Below are 15,613 nucleotides of genomic sequence, written 5' to 3' on the forward strand. Positions count from 1 at the left end.
GATAGGCCCCAACCTTTGCACTATGCAATAGTTGCGCACTGCATGACAGAGGCGCGCCGCTACCGCGAGACCTTGTGAGCCGCGGGATCCAAGTCCTGCTCCCGCCGGGAATCCCTCGTGGTGGTGTGGACTCCGGACAGTGCGCGAGCAGTGTTGACCAATCCGACGAGGCTGAAGGCCTGCGGTGTGTTGCCGACCTGCCTGCCGGCTTCGACGTCGTACTCCTCGCTGAGCATTCCGACGTCGTTGCGCAGTCGCAGCAACCGCTCGAACAACTGCTCGGCGTCTTGCCGCCGACCGGTGGCGTGCAGCGCGTCGGCGAGCCAGAAGCTGCACGCCAGGAACGCGCCCTCGGTACCGGGCAGGCCGTCCACTTCGCCGGTCGTCCGGTACCGCAGTACGAGCCCGTCGCGCACAAGGTCCTCCCGCACTGCCTCGACGGTCCCTTTGACGCGGGAATCGTTCCAGGGCAAGAATCCCACGCGCGGCAGCAGCAGAAGTGCGGCATCGACTTCGTCGGAGCCGTAGTACTGGGTGAAAGTGCCGCGGTCGGCGTCGTATCCGCGTTCGCACACCTCCTGGTGGATCTCGTCGCGCACCCGCCGCCACCGGTCGACAGGTCCGTCCAGACCGTGGTGCAGAACCGTCCGCACCGCGCGGTCGAACCCCGCCCACGCCATCACCTTCGAGTGCACGAACTGCCTGCGCGGGCCACGCACCTCCCACAAGCTGTTGTCGGTGTCCCGCCAGTTGCCCTCCAGGTAGTCCAGCAACGCGCGCTGGAGGTCCCAGGCCGCGTCGGCCATCGGCAGACCTGCCTCCCGAGCGAGATGCAGCCCGTCGAGCACCTCACCCCACACGTCGAGCTGGAACTGGCCGGCCGCGGCGTTGCCCACGCGCACCGGCGCCGATCCCTCGTAACCGGCGAGCCAGTCGATCGTCTGCTCGGGCAGCCGCCGCCTGCCGTCCAGGCCGTACATGATCTGCAGCTTCGCCGGGTCACCCGCGGCCGCCCGCACCAGCCACTCCCGCCACGCGCAGGCCTCCTCGACGTACCCGGTGCCCAGCAGCGCCTGAAGGGTGAACGTCGCGTCCCGCAGCCAGCAGTAGCGGTAGTCCCAGTTGCGCTGTCCGCCCAGCTGCTCCGGCAGCGAGGTGGACGCGGCAGCCACGATGCCGCCGGTGGGTGCGTAGGTGAGGGCCTTGAGCAGGACGAGCGAGCGCCGCACCTCATCGCCCCACCGGCCGTCGTAGGTGCAGCGCCCGATCCAGTCACGCCAGAACGCCTCGGTGTCGCGCAGTGCCTGTTCAGGGTCGGCGGCTTTCGGTGCCGGCAGGTGCGAAGCCCGGTGGGTCAGCACGAACGGGACGCGCTGCCCCTCTCGCACGGTGAACTCGGCGCGGCTGTCCGGTCCGTCAAGCCGCATCGGCACAGCGGAGTTCAGGCATACCGCGTCCGGGCCGGCCACCGCGTTGAGACGTCCGTCGTGATGGCGCACCCACGGGGCGACGTTGCCGTAGTCGAAGCGCAGCCGCAGGTCCGATCGCATGGGGACGTCGCCGCGGACGCCTTCCACCAGGCGCACCACGTCGGCGGCCTGGCCCCGCGGTGGCATGAAGTCGACCACGCGCACGGTGCCGTCGGCGGTGTCCCACTCGGTTTCCAGGATCAATGTGCCGTCCCGATAGCGACGGCGTGCGCACGTCCCGCCGGAAGCGGGCGCGATGCTCCACCGGCCCGCCTCCTCGTCGCCGAGCAGGGCCGCGAAGCACGCCGGGGAGTCGAAACGCGGCAGGCACAGCCAGTCGATGCTGCCCTCGCGGTCGACGAGCGCGGCGGTGTGCAGGTCGCCGATGAGCGCGTAGTCCTCGATCCGGCTCACGAAGTCTCCTCCAGGTCGATCACGACCTTCACGTCGTCCTCACCACCGTGGAACGCCTCGGCGTACCGCGACAGCGGCACCCGGCGTGTGATCAACCGCTCCAACCACTGGTGGTCGGCCTTCGCCAGTGCGTCCGCGGCCTGGTGGTAATGGCGCAGGTTGGCGTTCACCGAACCCAGCACCACGTCGTTCTCCAGCACCAGCTCCCGGTTCACCGCGCCCGCGTCGATCGTCAGTGAACGTCCGCGTGGGGACACGCCGGTCAGACACACGACGCCGTACGACGCAGTGTTCGCGATGGCGTCGAACACGACACTTCCGGCGCCGGTCGCCTCGATCACCACGTCCGGCTGGAGCCTCTTCGCCACGTCGTCGACCGAGTCGGCGTGGTAGGTGGCCCCCAGAGCGCGGACGAGCTCTGGCTTCGGGCCGCCGGTCACACGGTCGAGCACGTGGACCTCCAGGCCCAGCTGGGTGCCGAGCAGCGCCGCCAGCAGGCCGATCGGACCGGCCCCGGTGACCAGCGCCCGGTGCGGTTCGAACCACGCCCGCTCCCCCACACGCTGGACCTGCTCCCACGCCTTCGCCACCACAGTGGTGGGTTCCATCAACACGCCCGTGCGGCCGAGGCTCGAATCCAGCGCGACCGCGTATTCCGCCTCGACGCACCACAGCTCGCTGCCGTAGCCGTCGATCTCCTTGATGCCGCGCTCGGTGTACCGGCCGTTGCGGCACATGTCGAACTCGCCGCGGGCGCACGCTCCGCACGGCGCCGGATCAGGCCTTCGCACCACCCCGACCACCAGGTCGCCTTCGCGGAAGCCGGCACCTTCGACCGTGCGGACCACCCTGCCGAGTGACTCGTGCCCGAGCACCAGCCGTTCCCGGCCGGGCGGCGCCCAGCCGTAGTCGCCCCGCACGATTTCCTTGTCCGTACCGCACACCCCGACCGCGACGCCCCGCACGAGCAGCTCGCCGGGACCCGGTACCGGGTCCGGGAGGTCGACGATCTTCAGGCTGTCCGGCCGCTGTGGCACAACGCTGAGAGCTCGCATGAAGGTGGCCTACCCACGACGCGTGGTTCCAACCGTGCTCCTGCCAACCTGTGCATGGAGCAACATTTGCATCACGCATGTTTTTGGCCAACGCGTTCTGATGCAGCGTCCCATCCACGGGTGAACCGCCACTCGCCCCGGCAGGGATCAGCCGGCCGCGTGCGCGATCGTCGACAGAATCGCCAGCGGGGCTTCCCGGGAGTCAAGCCTCGTGTGCTGCACGACGATCGGCACGTCGCTGACGATCACGGATGCGTAGTCCATGCCCCGCGGAACGGGCTGAGGCTCGGTCAGCTCGTTGAACCGCTGGTGAACTGTGCGTCAGCAGGCCGAACACCACGGCGGCGCCGCCGACGATTGAGAAGTACCCGGCTTCAGCACCTCTCGACGAAAGCGCTGGTTGAAGGCCAGAGCCGCCCGGATCCGCGCAACAGCCCTCTGACAAGCTGAGGAGGTGCGTCACCTCCTGTTCGACCCCGAGGGCAACCTCCGCCTGCCCACATTGCTCCTTCTGCTGCTGGCAGTGCCGGCGGTGATTCTCGCGTTGGCCGCCTGGGGTGGCTGGGCCGCGATGGCGATCATCGCCGTGCTGGTCGTGGGATCGCTCTTCGCCGCCATCTTCTACGGCTGACAGGCGATCAGGCGGAAGCGCAGGGATCCGGCGAATTCCTCGGCACGTTCGAGCTGCGTCCGGAGCTCGTCGCAGCGTTGCTGGGCGGCGTGCTCGAACTCGCGCAGGGACGAGGTGAGCGACTGGCGTTCGCTGTCGTCCAGCGACTCACCGCTGTCCAGGCGATCGGTGACGGCCAGAAGCTCCTGCATCTGTTCCAAGGTGAAGCCGAGCGGCTTCATTCTGCGGATCACCATGAGACGGGCGACGTCCGACTCCGTGTAGAGCCGGAACCCGCCCTGGCTTCGAGCAGACGGCACCACCAAACCGACCTCGTCGTAATGCCGGATGGTGCGCTGAGAAAGCTGGGTTCGAGCGACGACCTCGCCGATCTGCATCTGCTCGCCCGTCATCTGATGTCCATTTCGGTCATTGCCGCGGTGTCACCACTCACACTCAAGCGGCTCCCCAAGATCTCTACCCTAACGTAAGGGTAGAGTCTGCAGCCGGTGCTGAAACCGTCCGGTCAACGTCGACTCGGGTCCAGGCAGACCGTGAGACAGCACCACTTCACCACGACCTTCGCAGCCGGGAGCCGCCGCGTGCCTTCATCACCGCGTCATCGGCTTCTCGCACCTCCGCCGTAGACCGCACGAGCCGCTCCGATCAGCGCCTCGGCGATCCACCCGCCCGCTCCGCCAGCAGAGCCGGGCCTGAGCACGACAGGCTTGTTGCTGACCATGTCTTCCAGTTCCACGTTCACCCGGCCACGGCTGACGCGCCCCGCCTGGCTTTCGCCGAGGGTTCTGCGCACCGAGGTCCTCGCCGGACTGGTGGTCGCACTCGCGCTGATCCCCGAGGCGATCTCGTTCTCCATCATCGCCGGCGTCGACCCCAGCGTCGGCCTGTTCGCCTCGTTCACCATGGCCGTGGTCATCTCGATCGTCGGTGGACGCCCCGCGATGATCTCTGCCGCGACCGGCGCGATCGCCCTGGTGGTGGCGCCGCTGGCCCGTGAACACGGGTTCGGCTACCTGATCGCCACGGTGATCCTCGGCGGGCTGATCCAGATCGTGCTCGGGTCGCTGGGTGTGGCGAAGCTGATGCGGTTCGTGCCGCGCAGCGTCATGGTCGGGTTCGTCAACGCGCTGGCGATCCTGATCTTCCTCGCCCAGCTTCCGCAGCTGATCGACGTGCCCTGGGCGGTCTACCCGCTGTTCGCCGGCGGCCTGCTGATCATGGTGCTGTTCCCGAAGCTCACCAAGGTCGTGCCCGCTCCCCTGGTGTCGATCATCGCGCTCACCGCGCTCACCATCGGCGCCGGCATCGCCGTCCCCACCGTCGGCGACGAGGGCAGGCTCCCCACCTCGCTGCCGGTTCCCGGACTCCCGGACGTGCCGTTCACCTGGGCAACCCTGACCCTGATCACGCCCTACGCGATCGCGTTCGCCCTCGTGGGACTGATGGAATCGCTGATGACGGCCAAACTGGTCGACGACATCACCGACACGCACTCGAACAAAACCCGCGAGTCCATCGGCCAGGGCATCGCCAACATCGTCACCGGCTTCTTCGGCGGCATGGGCGGCTGCGCCATGATCGGCCAGACCATGATCAACGTGAGGACCTCCGGTGCTCGTACCCGGCTGTCGACGTTCCTCGCGGGCACGTTCCTGATGATCCTGTGCATCGTGTTCGGACCGCTGGTGTCCGACATCCCGATGGCCGCGCTCGTCGCGGTGATGGTGCTCGTCTCGTTCGGCACCTTCGACTGGCACTCCATCGCACCCGCGACGCTCAAGCGCATGCCCACCGGCGAGATCAGCGTCATGGTCATCACCGTCGCGGTCGTCGTCGCGACCGACAACCTCGCGATCGGCGTGGTCGTCGGCACCATCACCGCGATGGTCATCTTCGCCCGCCGAGTCGCTCACCTCGTCACGGTGAGCCCACTGATCCACCCGGACGGCGAGCAGGTCACCTACACCGTCGCGGGCGAGCTGTTCTTCGCCTCCAGCAACGACCTCGTCTACCAGTTCGACTACGCGAACGACCCCGGCCGAGTGGTCATCGACCTCGGTGCCGCCCACATCTGGGACGCCTCCTCCGTCGCCGCGCTCGACGCCATCACCACGAAGTACGCCGCCCGAGGCAAGACCGTCGAGATCATCGGACTCAACAAACCGAGCGCGACCATGCACGACACACTCAGCGGCGAACTCGCCGGCAGTCACTGACGGCTCATGTGCGGTAGCCGCCTGAGCACCTCTTCCGGAAAGCACGCCTACACCGGCACACCGGCCAGCCACACAGATGTGGCACCGCCGCGCAGTTCGGCGAAAGTGCCGGTCAGCTTCGGCGTCACATAGACCATTCCGAGACGTGTCACGAACAAGTGGTCACGAGACCAGGGATCAAGCACTCGGTCGAGAGTACCGAGCCGCGGCCGAGGTCAGCTCCCAACGGCGACGGTGAGCGCCGCGGTGTGCAGCTTGCCGCCGTGCGAGAACTCCAGGAACAGGCGGTATTCGCCGCGTTCGGCGAACACCGCGCGGAACGTCAGCTCGCCGTTGATCAGCGGTGCGCCGGCCGGCTCCACGGGATGCATGTGCGTTGCGGACAACAACATCGTGTGAAAGCCGGTCATGTGCCCGTTCGCGCCCAAGTGGGTTTCGAGCTTCTCGACCGGTGTGCCGTCCGGGGTGCGGATGGCGAGACGCAGCAAACGCTCGCTCAGCAACGGGAGAGTGGCGGTCTGGTCGACGCGGGTCACCGTGTAGCCGGTGGCGGTGACGGTGCTCGCATCCGGTGCCGGTACGGGCACCAGCGACGTGTCTCCGGAGACGCTGAACGGAACGCCGAGCACCACGGGATGGCGAGGATCCTTGGTGTCCAAGGGGATGAACTCGGCGAACATGCGGTAGGCCCCACCGTCGGGGAGGTCGACAGCCGTGTGCCAGGTGTCGCCGTCGAGGGCCGGGTGCACGTGCCGGAAAACGTTCATGTCATCGCGGACGACGAAGAAGTGCATCTGCTTGGTCTGGTCGTCCAGGAACTGGGTCACCGGCTTGCCGTCGGTACCGAGGATGCGGAACGCGATCGGGATCGCCGATCCGCGGCGTTCGGGCATGACGACGCGTTCGAACCGGTAACCACCCTCCACTTCGGACAGACCGTCGCTGTGGCTCGCGGGTACGACGGCGGCGGCCTGCTGGTGTTGCGAGTGCGCGGGAGCGGAGGTGGAGCGGAACAGCATGATCCCGCCGCCGGCCACGACCAGCACGGCCACCAGCGCGAAGATCCAGTCGGTGAAGCCCAGTTTGCGCATCATCCACCCCCACCGGTGGTGCCCCGGCCGCGGCCGGGGCACCACGCCATCAGAACTGCAGGCTCCACGCGTCGATGTAGCCGGTGTCCGCGCTGTAGACGTCCTGCACCTTGAGCTGCCAGGTGCCTTCCGCCGTCCTCGCCGACGCGTCGACCGTGTAGGTGGTGATCACGTTGTCCCCCGAGTCGTTGCTCGAACCCTTGAGCCGGAACGAGGTTCCGTCGGGCGCGACGAGGTCGATCACCAGGTCACCGCGGTAGGGGTGCTTGATGTCCACGTTCACCTTCAGCGCCGACGGAGCCTTGCCCGCGACACCGGTGACCGTGACCGGCGAGGTGACCGCCGCACCCTTGTCGGGGATGGCGACGTCGGCGGTGTTCTCGAACTTGCCACCGGCAGGCGGTGGTTCGGTGGTGCCGAGGTTCGGCTTCACCACGACCAGGCCCTGCTCGATGCCGTTGACCAGCACGATGCCGCTGGCGAAGTACGGGTAGTTGCTCCACGACCCGTTGAACTTCGCCTCGTCCGACGCCGGGTAGATGTCGAAGTACCCGGCCTCCGTCAGTTGTGCGGAGGCGACGCCGCTGACGTCCAGGATCCGCAGGCCGGCCTGGTAGTTGGACTGGTAGGAGTACTTGCCCTTGATGTACTGGTTGTGGTCGATCGCCGTGGCGGGCGAACTGTAGGTGCCGGTGTGCACCGGGTTCGCGAGCGACGCCAGGTCCCAGATGTAGGTCTTGGTGCGCTTGTCGGTGCCGCGCGACTCGTCCAGCTCGTCATCGAGCAGGAAGTACCGCTGGTCCTCCGTCAGCCAGCCCTGGTGCGAGTACTGCGCGCCGGAGTACCCCTTGCGCGAGATCTGCACCGGGTTCGCCTTGTCGGTCACGTCGACGATCGTCAGCGTGTCCTCGTTGGAGTTGAAGCAGATCTCCCGGCCGCGGTAGGTCGCGTCCGGTCCCCGGTAGATCACGCACTGGTTGTCGTGCGTGTACCCGTCCTGTGCGACGCAGCCCGCGTTCTTCGGCTGCTTCGGCGTGCGGATGTCGACCATGTGCGGGCCGCCGCTGCACGTGTTGGAGCCGATCGCGTAGGCGTACCCGGTCTCCTCGTTGATGGCGATGTTGTGCGCCGGGCCGAACTCCTTGTAGATGGTGTCGGCACTGAACGTCTGCGGTGAGGTGATCGTCCGCAGCCTCGTCAGGTCGAACACCTGCATCCCGTGGCCGCTGATGAAGTCCGCCACGATGAACGCGTGGTCCTTGTAGACCTTCATGTCGCGCCAGGTGCTGCTGCCGCCGTTGGACGGCAGGTTGCCCAGGTAGCGGGGTGAGGTCGGGGTGCTGACGTCGACGAACGCGGTGCCATTGGTGCGGCCGACGATCGCGTACTCCTTGCCGGAGGACGGATCGGTCCAGCCCCAGATGTCGTTGCCGTTCCCGCCGCCCATCGAGGCCAGGGGCAGGACGCTGAGCAGGTCGACGTTCTTGCAGGGATAGATGTCGGCCTTGCCGTTGACGCACGGCACACCGGCCGCGGTGTTCGTGACGGCATGCCTCTCGGCAGGCTGATAGTCGGCCATGACCGCTCTGGCCGCGGCCTGACCTTCCGGGGTGTCGGGGTCGTGCGCGGACGCGCCCGACATCGTGAGGGCGACCGCCGATGCGGTGAGCACGGCGAGCACCCCCCAGCGCAGGGGTTGCATGAAGTTTGGGCTCCTCACGGAATCCCGGCCGCCGAGGCGGACGGGTGCAGGGTTTCCGATGTTCAGCCGAACGTAGGAGGAGAGCACGGCTCGTGTGAACCATCGTTAGTCTGGACTCCGCGTCCGAGACCGTTCCGCGACCTGACCAGGCCAGCGATGGTGCGATCACCGCTCCGACCGTGATCTGGTTGATCTGCTTCCGACCTCCGGCATCGTTCGTCATGCACGCGGCAATCTTTGTACTGGCCAAACGAATGCCGGCGGTCGCCGGGATCGTGGGGAGTTCGCGACAAGCGGCGTTCGCGCTGGTCGAACTCACCCTGTCCGCGGGCGAGGTTTCTTACGGAGTGCTGACGTCGCGGCTCACGTCCAGCCCATGTCGCCCTCGCCTCCGTATGCCGTGTCAGACACGGCACCTACGAGGAGGACGAATGACACATCGAGTGGATGAACGGCGGAGGTTCCGCCTGATCGCCTCGTTGTCAGCAGTCGCTGTGGTGGCGGTGGGCACCGCCACGGTGGCTCTGGCCGCCAAGGACGGCGAGCCCGCCCCTGTGCGCGCGTTCGTGTCCATCGACGAGGTCGCCGCGAACGTCGTCAACCCGAAGGTGCAGCAGGGCGGCACCAGTGGGATGTTCACGGTTGACTGCGGCACGAACGAGAACGGCAAGTTCAGCGCCGACAACCCGGTCGCCCAGCCAGGTCTGAAGCACGGCGCCCAGCACGTCCACGACTTCGTGGGCAACCTGTCGATCAGCGCCGACTCGACCGACGAGAGCCTCGAGGACTCCGACACCACCTGCACGAACGGGGACAGGTCGTCCTACTTCTGGCCGGTCGTGCGCATCAATCCGAAGGCCAACGTGAGCTCGTCCGGCTCCAGCCCGGACAAGCTCAAGGAGACTGGCGGCGGCGAGATCGCCTGCCCGTCGGTCAAGGACCGGTTGCCCGCAGTGCCCCAGCAGGCGCGCGACGAGGTGAACCGGAACCTCGAACTGCTCGACAAGCAGGTCACGGAAGCCAGCGACCGGGTGGCGCGCAACGAGAACCCAGGCGACCCGAACTTCGTGAACAACGCGATCCTCGGCCCGCTGCGCAGCAAGCGGGTGGCCACCCTGGACCGGATCGCGATCGCCATCGGCCGTTCCGCGAAGAAGCCGAACCTGACCTCGCTGGTCGAGTGCGACCTGCGTTTCGGCCACGGGGGCGCCGGCCACGGTGACCACAACCAGGCTCCGCGCAAGTTCTCCGGCCAGGCTCAGGCCCAGGCTCAGGGCGGCAAGGACGACAGCGCCACTCCGACGATCAAGTGCCCGTCGGTGCGCGGCGAGCTGCCCGGCGTGCCGGACCAGGCGGTCGACGAGGTGGACCGCAACCTTGCGCTGCTGGACAAGCAGATCGCCGAGGCCAACCAGCGGCTCGTGACCACGAAGGGGCAGGGCGGTCCGAACTTCATCAACAACGCGATTCTCGGGCCGCTGAAGGACAAGCGGCTCGCGACCCTCGACCGGATCGCCATCTCGATCGGCCGCAACGCGCAGAGGCCGCAGGGCCTGGAGCGGCTCGCGCCGTGTGGTCTCAACGAGGACGGCAACGGCGGAAACAACAACGGTGGCGCCGATACGCCGCCGCCTCTGGCCGCTCCGTCCGGCAAGGACCTGGAGCTCGTCGGCAACAACGGCAAGATCGTGCGCCCGGCGCAGGTGAAGATCGAGTACCGCGGCAACGCGACCAGCAAGGTCACCGCCATGCCGAAGTTCCTCAAGATGATCACCGGTGACGCCAAGCCGACCAGCCGCGGTCCCGCCAACGCCCGCACGACGTGGACGTGCGGCGGGTTCGAGGACCGGCTGTCGGACAAGTACGTGATCTGCCCGAACGGCAGCAAGGTCATGCGCGTGCACGACTTCCCTGGCTGCTGGGACGGGCAGAACACCGACAGCGCCAACCACCGCGACCACGTCGCGTTCCCGGACAAGCGCAGCGGCGCGTGTCCGAAGGGCTTCAAGGCCATCCCGCAGCTGCGGATCAGCATCTCGTACAACATCCCGAAGGACGTCCAGGAGAAGGGCCAGTACCAGCTCGACGCGTTCCCCGAGGAGAACCACAACCCGTTCTCCGACCACAACGACTTCGCCAACGTCAACTCCGAGCAGACCATGGCTCAGATCGTGAAGTGCGTGAACGAAGGACGACGCTGCCGCTAGCTCAATCGCGGGCAGGGGTGTGGTCAACGGACCCGCACCCCAACTCGTGACTGTTCCGTCGAAATCGCTCGCCTGTTCGGATGGTGGATGCCGCTGCCCAACGCGGCGACAGCAGGTCGCCACGCGCTGGCTGCGCCACACCACGTTCACGTTCGTCGGACGAGGCCCCGAATCGTGCTCCGGGGCCTCGCCCGCTCGAGGAGGTGCCGTCGTATCGCCCCACGGATGAGGGCCATAACCTCGCGATAACGACCTCCACGGCAGTCCTATGTGGACAGCCTGGAGTCCACAGCGGCCACTTCGGACACTTACGAGCTAGGCGCCAGCTGCCCACAGGCACGCCCCGAGGCGCGCATCAGTCAGCGGTCGTCGTTTGATCCCGCCGACCTCGGTGTTCTGCGCCAGGAACGACAGACAGGTGGGCCACCACATCGATGTGGGCATCTCCGGCCAAACCCAGTCCCGTGTGGACACGGTCGACTGGGCCCGCTGGACCACGTACGGCGACACCGCAGCACGCAACCGCCTCCCCTCCGACGCCTCCGGATCCGAGATCAAGTGAGAGGCCCAGCGGGAGCGCGACATCAGTAGATCGGCTTCAAATGCGCTGACGCGCGAAGTCAGGCCGTTCGAGTTACCTTCATATTCCTGGTGACGAGGCAACACACCGGGGGGCGGAGGTCGCCGTGCACGCCGCACACGACTCCGTTCCGGCCTGGTTCGAGCCCATGCTCGCCAAGCCCGACGGCGGCCGCCTCCGCAAGGGTCCACAGTGGGCGTACGAGTACAAGCTGGACGGCTACCGCGTGGCGATGCGGATCGCGCCGGACGGCACAACTGTCCTGACCAGCCGCAACGGCCTCGACCTCACCGCAGAGTTCGCCGAGCTGACCGGAGTGCTCACCGCGGCACTGCGGGGGCGTGCCGCGCTGCTCGACGGTGAGGTCGTGATCTACAACGAGGCGGGGCAGATCGACTTCGGTCTGCTGCAGCAACGGCGTGGCCGCTTCCAGAAGCACCGCACCGCCCGCCGGACCGAGCCGTTCACCGACGTGCCGGTCCGGTTCCTGGCCTTCGACCTCCTGCAGCTCGGCGAGCAGTTCCTGCTGAACGAGCCGTACGAGCAACGGCGCCGCAGGCTCACCGAGCTGCCCATGCCCGATCCATTTCGGGTCGCTGTCGTGCCGTCGTTCACCGCGGCCGAGCTCGCCGCCGAACGCCTCACCCCGCAGCGGCTGCTCGAGCGAGTCGCCGCGGAAGGACACGAAGGGCTCGTCGCCAAGCGGCTCGGTTCGCCGTACCTCCCCGGCAAGCGGCCGGACTTCTGGTGCAAGCACCCGCTCACCCAGACCCAGGAGGTCATCGTGTGCGGATGGCGCCCCGGCCAGAGCGGCTTCACCGGCACCGTCGGCGGGCTCCTGCTCGGCGCGCACGACCCCGATACGGGCGACCTGGTCTACCTCGGCGATGTCGGCACCGGCTTCACCCGTCAGGACCGTGACCAGCTGCGCGACCAGCTCCAGCCGTTGGAACGGGCCAGGCATCCGTTCGCGACCACTCCCCCGCGCGAGGACGTCGTGCGCGCCCGCTGGGTCGAACCGGTGCTGGTCGGCGAGGTCCGGTTCCGCCAGTTCACCCGCGGCGAGGACGGCCGGCTGCGGCACACCGCGTGGCGTGGTCTTCGCCGTGACCGCGAACCCGGCGAGGTGACCGCGCCACGACCCGGCCGGCCCACTCCAGCAGCCGGCGCCGAACCGGAGATCGCCAGCCGGGTCATGGTGAAGGCGGGCAGCCGCACCCTCCGTCTGTCCAACCTGGACAAAGTGCTGTACCCGGACGGCACCACCAAGGGCGAGATCATCGCCTACTACAGCCGGATCGCGCCCCTCCTGCTGCCACACCTGCTCGACAGGCCGGTCACGTTCGTGCGCTACCCCAACGGCGTGCACGGCCAGAAGTTCTTCCAGAAGAACACCGATGCGAGCGCACCGGAATGGTTGCCGACAGTGGAGTTGCGGAGCGGTGGTTCACGACGTGGGGTCGACGCCGATGAGATCGTTCGGTATCCACTGATCCACGAGCTCGCCGCGCTCGTGTGGGCCGCCAACCTCGCCGCGCTCGAACTCCACGTTCCTCAGTGGACGGTGACAGAGGGCGCGCGGAATCCACCGGACCGGCTGGTGTTCGACCTCGATCCCGGGCCCGGCACGACAATCGTGCACTGCTGCAGGGTCGCCGAGCGCCTGTACGAGGTGCTTACAGCGGACGGACTGCTCCCGGTGGCGACGACATCAGGTTCGAAGGGACTGCAGGTCTACGCGGGCATCGAGACCACGAGCCCGCAGGCACCCTCGGCCTACGCGAAAGCGATCGCGGTGGCCTTCGAACAGGACACGCCGAAGGAGGTGACCGCCACGATGGCGAAGGCCCGCCGCGAAGGCAGGGTCTTCATCGACTGGAGCCAGAACAACCCCGCCAAGACCACCATCGCGCCCTATTCGCTGCGCGGCCGCGACGAACCCACCGTGGCGACCCCGGTCACCTGGGACGAGGTCCGCACCTGCCGCAGACCGGAGCAGTTGACCTTCACCGCGGACGAGGTGCTCGAACGGGTGTCGGGCGTCGGCGACCTGTTCGTCCCGGTCGACCAGGACAAGGCACCGCTTCCTGGTTGATGCCGGACGCAGTTGAGTACTCGATCCTGTGACTTTTGGCGATCATGCCGGGCGAGGTCGACATCGAGGGGCCCTCTTGGCCATCCGGCGCGGATGTCGCGATCCACACCGAACCAGGAGGCTCGCTTCATCCCGGGAGCATCCGATCGGTGTCTGACCGTGCACAACCTCAGGGCAGCTGGCTCAACCTTGTTTGCGCGTTCGGCGAGGCGCGGTCGTGGCGGGTGCGCGGAGGTCGTCCAGGAGTTCCATCTGGCCGGTGATGACCCCGGTGAGGATGAGCCTGGCGACGGCGAGCAGTTCGGCGACGTGCGGGCTGGTCAACGAGTAGTAGACGTTGGAGCCTTCTTTGCGGGTGGTGACGAGTCCTGCGCGACGCAGCACGGCGAGTTGCTGGGAGAGGTTGGCGGCTTCGATGCCGACCTCGGGCAGCATCTCCGCGACGGCGTGCTCGCGCTCGCTGAGCAGTTCGAGCACCCGGATGCGTGCCGGGTGGCCGAGGTTTTTGAAGAACTCCGCCTTGACCTGGTAGAGGGGCCTGCTCATCGGTGCCCCTTTCGGCCGACCGTCGTCATGATGCTGATCCTTCCTGGTCGATCCCTGCTGTCGCGACTCGGGATGCATTCCAACGGGGTTCAGCAGTTGCTAATCTTACCAAGTAAGCAACCCAGGTCACCTGGCACGGCCGTGGGAGGCCGGACATGACGGAGCCGAAGACGGCGGATGTGATGTGCCGGAGGGTCGTCTCCGCGGCCCTGGACACGTCGTTCAAGGAACTCGTCGGGACGATGATCGTCCATGAGATGAGCATGATCCCCGTGGTGGACTCCGCCGGTCGCCCCGTCGGAACGGTGACCGAGGAGGATCTGGCGACCAAGCTGGAGTTCCACGGTGGAGCCGGGAATCGGCCGATACTGGCCGGCGCACACACGCGAGCAAGGTGGCACAAGTCGTCCGCGACCGTCGCCGCGGAGCTGATGACACCGGCGGTCACCGTCGCGGAGAACGTGGGTCTGCGGGCCGCACTTCGACTCCTTGCCGGCGTGCGGGCAGGCAGGCTGTGCGTGGTGAACGGGAAGGGCACCCTCGTCGGCGTACTCGGCCGGGGCGATGCGCTGCGGCTGTTCCTGCGCGGCGACGACGTGATCCGTGCCGATCTCGAGCGGCGGCTGCTGCCCGCCTCGGCGAACACGCGTCGAGTAGCGGTGCACGTGGCCGACGGGGTGGTCACGCTCGACGGAGCGATGTGCTTGCACAGTGCGACTCAACGAGCCGAGTGGATCGCGCGCGGGGTGCCTGGAGTGATCGCGGTGCGCAACAACCTGTGCTTCGACGTCGACGATCTGATGATCACCGGCCTGTGAAAACGACTCCTTGCAGGCTTGCTAAAGTTAGCAACTGCTTCGCCCTGCGAAGCCGCAGCCGCCCCGTCCGCCTCCCCCGACCGTGCGGGGCGGCTGCCCCGTTCCCAGGTGACGAGGTACCACCCGATGAGCCAGTTCGAGGACGCACTGCAACGTGAGATCGAACAAGCGCAACGGTCTCTGACCACGGCGGAGCCGAGCGAGGATGGCGGCCAGTTCGAGCAGCATCGGGCCAGACTGAGGGATCTGCTCGACGTCGCGGCCCGCGCCAATGTGGACACCTCCGGATGGATCAGCCCGGCGGCGCGCGCTCTGCTTGCCGGAGACTGACCCGTGCGGCCTGTCGTGGCGGTCGGCGGTGCCCGCCCGGCGCGGGCGACCTGCCGGGTGTCGCCGGCCGATGGCGAGGTCGCGGAGTGAGGTGCCATCGGCCGGCGACGGTCTCTAGTCGAGGCGGAGTCGCAGCGCCTCGAGTTCGTCGTGCAGGGCGGCCGGGAGCTTGTCGCCGATGGTCGCGAACCACTGTTCGATCAGCGGGAGTTCGGCGCGCCACTCGTCGTGGTCGACGGTGAGCGCCTGGCGGACGTCGAAGTCCGACGACGGGCCGAGGCCGCGCAGATCGAGTGCCTTGGTGCTGGGGACCCAGCCGATCGGGGTCTGGAACGCGGTCGCGTGGCCTTCGACGCGGTCCACCACCCACTTGAGGATGCGGGCGTTCTCGCCGAAGCCGGGCCACAGGAAGCGGCCGTCGTCGCCGCGGCGGAACCAGTTGACGTAGAAGATCTTCGG

At 67.6% G+C, this 15,613-nt stretch carries 14 protein-coding genes and 1 pseudogene; 7 read left to right on the top strand and 8 right to left on the bottom strand.

All coding sequences use genetic code 11. The annotated features are described in order from the left end of the window. Nucleotides 1-59 precede the first annotated feature (59 nt). From UK23_RS16340 to UK23_RS50240, 3 genes and pseudogenes are all read right to left on the bottom strand, one after another. Nucleotides 60-1,883 (bottom strand): glycoside hydrolase family 15 protein, encoded by a 1,824-nt coding sequence (locus UK23_RS16340; RefSeq protein ID WP_045312389.1) that lies wholly within the window; start codon nt 1,881-1,883, stop codon nt 60-62. Further along, nucleotides 1,880-2,938, bottom strand: a complete 1,059-nt coding sequence (locus UK23_RS16345; protein ID WP_045312390.1) for a glucose 1-dehydrogenase — start codon at nt 2,936-2,938, stop codon at nt 1,880-1,882. Before UK23_RS16345 ends, UK23_RS16340 begins: the two co-directional genes overlap by 4 nt. Nucleotides 2,939-3,085: 147 nt before the next feature. Next, nucleotides 3,086-3,247 (bottom strand): annotated as a pseudogene (locus UK23_RS50240) (sensory rhodopsin transducer); the annotation flags it as partial. Between the two features lie 145 nt (nt 3,248-3,392). Here UK23_RS50240 and UK23_RS51605 point away from each other — a divergent pair. After that, nucleotides 3,393-3,569 (top strand): hypothetical protein, encoded by a 177-nt coding sequence (locus tag UK23_RS51605; RefSeq protein WP_156213149.1) that lies wholly within the window; start codon nt 3,393-3,395, stop codon nt 3,567-3,569. Here the strand turns inward: UK23_RS51605 and UK23_RS16350 are convergent. Next, nucleotides 3,560-3,946 (bottom strand): MerR family transcriptional regulator, encoded by a 387-nt coding sequence (locus UK23_RS16350; RefSeq protein WP_231114520.1) that lies wholly within the window; start codon nt 3,944-3,946, stop codon nt 3,560-3,562. The genes UK23_RS51605 and UK23_RS16350 overlap by 10 nt on opposite strands. Nucleotides 3,947-4,288: 342 nt before the next feature. Between UK23_RS16350 and UK23_RS16355 the strand changes: the two genes are divergently transcribed. After that, the gene (locus UK23_RS16355; protein ID WP_045312399.1) at nt 4,289-5,785 is read left to right on the top strand and encodes a SulP family inorganic anion transporter; all 1,497 of its coding nucleotides are present in this window, start codon (nt 4,289-4,291) and stop codon (nt 5,783-5,785) included. A gap of 215 nt (nt 5,786-6,000) precedes the next feature. On the opposite strand, the gene UK23_RS16360 is transcribed toward UK23_RS16355, so the two are convergent. Both UK23_RS16360 and UK23_RS16365 read right to left on the bottom strand, forming a co-directional pair. Then, nucleotides 6,001-6,879 (bottom strand): hypothetical protein, encoded by an 879-nt coding sequence (locus tag UK23_RS16360; RefSeq protein ID WP_231114521.1) that lies wholly within the window; start codon nt 6,877-6,879, stop codon nt 6,001-6,003. 46 nt (nt 6,880-6,925) lie between these two features. Then, complete coding sequence (locus UK23_RS16365; protein ID WP_045312393.1) at nt 6,926-8,578, bottom strand: choice-of-anchor B family protein; 1,653 nt, start codon at nt 8,576-8,578, stop codon at nt 6,926-6,928. Nucleotides 8,579-9,009: 431 nt separating this feature from the next. On the opposite strand from UK23_RS16365, the gene UK23_RS16370 reads away from it, so the two are divergent. From UK23_RS16370 to ligD, 3 genes are all read left to right on the top strand, one after another. Further along, nucleotides 9,010-10,785, top strand: a complete 1,776-nt coding sequence (locus UK23_RS16370) for a DUF1996 domain-containing protein (protein ID WP_045312394.1) — start codon at nt 9,010-9,012, stop codon at nt 10,783-10,785. 418 nt (nt 10,786-11,203) lie between these two features. Further along, nucleotides 11,204-11,347 carry a hypothetical protein gene (locus tag UK23_RS51610; RefSeq protein ID WP_156213150.1) on the top strand — a complete coding sequence of 48 codons (144 nt, stop codon included), beginning with the start codon at nt 11,204-11,206 and terminating at the stop codon, nt 11,345-11,347. Nucleotides 11,348-11,513: 166 nt separating this feature from the next. After that, nucleotides 11,514-13,460 carry a DNA ligase D gene (gene ligD / locus UK23_RS50245; RefSeq protein ID WP_082114706.1) on the top strand — a complete coding sequence of 649 codons (1,947 nt, stop codon included), beginning with the start codon at nt 11,514-11,516 and terminating at the stop codon, nt 13,458-13,460. A gap of 183 nt (nt 13,461-13,643) precedes the next feature. Here the strand turns inward: ligD and UK23_RS16380 are convergent, their stop codons facing one another. Next, nucleotides 13,644-14,006 carry an ArsR/SmtB family transcription factor gene (locus UK23_RS16380; protein ID WP_045312395.1) on the bottom strand — a complete coding sequence of 121 codons (363 nt, stop codon included), beginning with the start codon at nt 14,004-14,006 and terminating at the stop codon, nt 13,644-13,646. Between the two features lie 155 nt (nt 14,007-14,161). Between UK23_RS16380 and UK23_RS16385 the strand changes: the two genes are divergently transcribed. Both UK23_RS16385 and UK23_RS16390 read left to right on the top strand, forming a co-directional pair. After that, a complete protein-coding gene (locus tag UK23_RS16385) occupies nt 14,162-14,824 on the top strand; it encodes a CBS domain-containing protein (RefSeq protein WP_045312396.1) in 663 nt (220 codons plus the stop codon). A gap of 126 nt (nt 14,825-14,950) precedes the next feature. Then, nucleotides 14,951-15,154: a hypothetical protein gene (locus UK23_RS16390; RefSeq protein WP_045312397.1), complete on the top strand. Its 204-nt coding sequence runs from the start codon at nt 14,951-14,953 to the stop codon at nt 15,152-15,154. Nucleotides 15,155-15,268: 114 nt separating this feature from the next. Here UK23_RS16390 and UK23_RS16395 read toward each other — a convergent pair. Beyond that, on the bottom strand, nt 15,269-15,613 hold a 345-nt coding region (locus UK23_RS16395; RefSeq protein WP_045312398.1), incomplete at its 5' end, for a phosphoenolpyruvate carboxykinase domain-containing protein.

Origin of the sequence: Lentzea aerocolonigenes (assembly GCF_000955955.1) — a bacterium.
Classification (GTDB): Bacteria; Actinomycetota; Actinomycetes; order Mycobacteriales; family Pseudonocardiaceae; genus Lentzea; species Lentzea aerocolonigenes_A.